Source organism: Acidovorax delafieldii 2AN (genome assembly GCF_000175235.1).
In the GTDB taxonomy this organism is placed as follows: domain Bacteria; phylum Pseudomonadota; class Gammaproteobacteria; order Burkholderiales; family Burkholderiaceae_C; genus Acidovorax; species Acidovorax delafieldii_B.
In genome coordinates this window covers 1-2,416 of the sequence record NZ_ACQT01000388.1, presented here as the reverse complement: position 1 = coordinate 2,416, position 2,416 = coordinate 1, and the positions used below count along the sequence as shown (strand labels likewise).

Here is a 2,416-nt window from a genome sequence, read left to right as displayed (position 1 = left end):
GCCATGCAGCCGCACAGCAGCCAGGCCACGGCAGCAGGCGCAAAAAAGGCCAGCACAGGGCTGGCCTCGGAGCACCGCCGGGCATCGGCGGGGGTTGCGCGCGGAAAGCGGTTGATCATCTGCAACGGCCTGCCCTGCACAGCGGTATGCGCTGCGGCTTACTTGAGGATCAGCACCTGCTCGGGCTGCTGGGGCTGGGGAACCGGCATGGGCTGGCCACCCTGCTGGTACACCACGGGCGGGCGCACGCCGCGCGCCAGGTGGGCGTCGGTGTAGCCAAGTTGCACCGCGAGCTGCTGGTACACGTCCTGCGCCAGCGACAGCGAGGTTTCGCGCATCACCTTGGCCCGGTTGGGGGGCGCAATGTCGCCACGGATCGACAGGATCTTGGTGTCGTTGCCTTCGCCCTGGGCCGAGAACGCGGCCTTGATCTCGTACGTTTTTGTGTTGATGAGCGAGAAGTCGGCCAGGAGCTGCAGGCCGTACTGGCGCGTGGCGCTGGTGGTGCCTTGCAGGGGCGAGAGCGCGTCGGTGAAATCGATGCTGGAGACCACGCCGAACAGCACGTAGTCGGCGCCGTTGAACTCGCCCTTCTTGATGCGGGAGATCACGTCGTTGACCTGGGGCTGGGCCTGGGGCGTGGCCATCTTGCCGCCCTGTACCTGGTTGAGCACCTGTTCTGCCTTGCTGGGCTGGGGCTTGCCCGCGTCAAAGCCCTTGCCCTGCACCAGGCGGAAGTACGTACCCTGCAGGATGGCGCCCTTGATGTCGTTGGTGTAACCACCCAGCTCGCGCTGCTCGATGTAGCTGTAGCGCCCGGCCACATAGGTGCCGCTGGCCTGCTCGGACGCCTGCATGGACTGCTGGCCGGAGTACGAGCCCCCGCCGCCGTACATGCCGTGGCTGTGGCTGCCGCCCTGGCTGCCCTGGGCGCTCATCTGGCTGCTGCGCTGGTAGGTGCCGGCCATGAAGTATTCGGACACGCGCTGGGCGTAGGCCAGGTCGGTCACGGCGATCTTGGGCGCGGCGCCGGGCTGCTGCGCCTGCGCGCCCGTGCCCCAGGCCAGCGTGGTGGCCGCGATCACGGCCAGCGCCGTGTGCAAAGTGGTTCTGCGTTGCATGGTGTGCTCCTTGTGAGCTAACGGGAATTCATGAATCAATCAAACGGCGCGGGCCATCGGCCATGCCGCGTGAAACTGGCGCGACCCAGGCGATGGACGCCAAGCAAGGGCCGCCCCGCAGCGAGGGCGTCGTCCCCCTTCCCGGCGAAGCCGAGAGAAGGGGGACGGTGCGCAGCGCCTCTGGGGGATGTCCTGCTTCAGCGCTTGCTCGTCTTGCGGATTTCTTTCTCGTCCTGCCACTCGATCGTGCCTTCCTGCACGTCAAACAGCTTGAGCGTGAACTTGTAGTACACGTCCTTGGTGCTGTTGTTCTGCTTGACGATGCTGGTGAGCTCGCCTTCCATGCTGTACTTGGCGGCGGTCATCTGGCCCACCTTGGCGGTGGTGCCCTGCTTGTACAGGCCGCTCTGGTTCTGGCGCTGCAGCTCGTCCACACCAGCCTGCATCTCGTTGATGGAGCGCACGAAGCGCACCTTGCCCGACTTGACCAGCGCGGTCTGGATCGAGTTCATCACGTTGGTGGTGTCGATGTACTCGCTGGTCTTGTTCTTGACGGTGGAGATCGTCACCGTGGGGCGCCCCTGGAAGATGCCGGTTTCGAGCAGGCCGCCGGTCATCTTCTCGGCGATCATCTGCAGGTCGGTGGAGCCGAACTCGTTGGTCACCAGTTCCACGGCCTTGGCGTCGCCGTAGTTGACCTGGCGGTCAAAGCGCACGGTGGGCGACGACAGGTTCTGGCAGGCCGAGAGGGCCAGGGTGCCGGCCGCGACGGCCAGGATGAGCGCACTGCGCCGGATGTTGTTCTTCATGCTTGCTTCTCCTCTTGCGCTGGCTCAGCGCGGTTCTACATTCATTTCAAGGCGCAGGTCGACAGCCGCACCGGTGGGCGCCACGCTCTTGACCGTCTGCTGGCCCAGCCCCAGCACCGTCATCTGCTTCCACGACTCACCGTCGCCCACCTGGTTGCCCACGTTGTCCAGCCACTTGAAGCGGTAGAACACGGTGCGGTCGGTGCGGCCCATGTTGGCCATGTCGGCCTGTACCACCAGGATGTCGTTCTTGCGCACGATGCGCATCTCGCGCACGGCGATCTCGTTGGCTTCACCGCGCAGAGCAATCTTGGAGGCCACGGCCAGCGGCGTGGCCGGGTCGTGCTGCTGGGCGCTGGCGCCACCCGCCAGCGCCAGAAGGGCCAGGCCGGCTGCGGCCAGGGGGATGCGAAAGGTCATGTGAAAAGGCTCCTTGAAAGGGGTCAGAGATCAGTTCTTGGCCGAGGGTACCGGGGCTGCCACCGT

At 65.7% G+C, this 2,416-nt stretch carries 3 protein-coding genes; all 3 read right to left on the bottom strand.

Features of this window, described 5'->3' with window-relative positions; translation table 11 throughout:
- Nucleotides 1-158 precede the first annotated feature (158 nt).
- The 3 genes from ACDELDRAFT_RS21410 to ACDELDRAFT_RS21400 all read right to left on the bottom strand — a co-directional run bounded on the left by ACDELDRAFT_RS21410 (nucleotide 159) and on the right by ACDELDRAFT_RS21400 (nucleotide 2,350).
- Nucleotides 159-1,121: a hypothetical protein gene (locus ACDELDRAFT_RS21410; RefSeq protein WP_005800411.1), complete on the bottom strand. Its 963-nt coding sequence runs from the start codon at nucleotides 1,119-1,121 to the stop codon at nucleotides 159-161.
- 197 nt (nucleotides 1,122-1,318) lie between these two features.
- Nucleotides 1,319-1,930: a penicillin-binding protein activator LpoB gene (gene lpoB, locus ACDELDRAFT_RS21405; protein WP_005800410.1), complete on the bottom strand. Its 612-nt coding sequence runs from the start codon at nucleotides 1,928-1,930 to the stop codon at nucleotides 1,319-1,321.
- Nucleotides 1,931-1,954: 24 nt separating this feature from the next.
- Nucleotides 1,955-2,350 carry a YcfL family protein gene (locus ACDELDRAFT_RS21400; RefSeq protein ID WP_005800409.1) on the bottom strand — a complete coding sequence of 132 codons (396 nt, stop codon included), beginning with the start codon at nucleotides 2,348-2,350 and terminating at the stop codon, nucleotides 1,955-1,957.
- Nucleotides 2,351-2,416 lie beyond the last annotated feature (66 nt).